The following is a 623-nucleotide window of genomic DNA, read 5'->3' as shown; positions in this document are numbered from 1 at the left end:
GCAAGTTCGAGCCAATCAGCATCTGCAAGTGCTAGCCAGTCAGCGTCCGTAAGCTCAAGTCAATCAGCATCCGTAAGCTCGAGCCAATCCGCATCAGTAAGTGCCAGTCAATCCGCTTCATTGAGTGCCAGTCAATCCGCCTTCGCGAGCGCTAGCCAATCAGCTTCAACGAGCGCAAGTCAATCAGCATCTGCAAGTGCAAGTCAGTCTGCCTCAGTAAGCTCTAGTCAATCTGCATCATTGAGTGCCAGCCAGTCAGCTTCGGTAAGTGCTAGTCAGTCTGCCTCAGTAAGCACAAGTGAATCAGCCTCAGTAAGTGCAAGTCAATCCGCTTCAGTGAGTGCAAGTCAGTCTGCATCTACAAGCTCCAGCCAATCAGCCTCGGTAAGTGCTAGTCAATCCGCTTCAGTGAGTGCAAGTCAGTCTGCATCTACAAGCTCCAGCCAATCAGCATCTGCAAGTGCAAGTCAATCCGCCTCAGTAAGTGCAAGTGAATCTGCATCAGCGAGCTCGAGTCAATCAGCGTCAGTGAGCTCTAGTCAATCCGCTTCAGTGAGTGCCAGCCAATCCGCTTCTGTAAGTGCGAGTGAGTCAGCTTCAGTCAGCTCGAGCCAGTCTGCATC

General features: G+C 51.8%; 1 protein-coding gene. It reads left to right on the top strand.

Annotated elements, in window-relative coordinates; all coding sequences use genetic code 11:
- The coding region (locus GMD6S_RS12445; RefSeq protein ID WP_192811846.1) for a hypothetical protein at nucleotides 1–623 on the top strand (623 nt) is incomplete at both ends.

Source organism: Streptococcus sp. GMD6S (assembly GCF_000297015.1).
The sequence above is the reverse complement of the archived record's forward strand: the minus strand, read 5'-3'. Positions and strand labels throughout refer to the sequence as shown.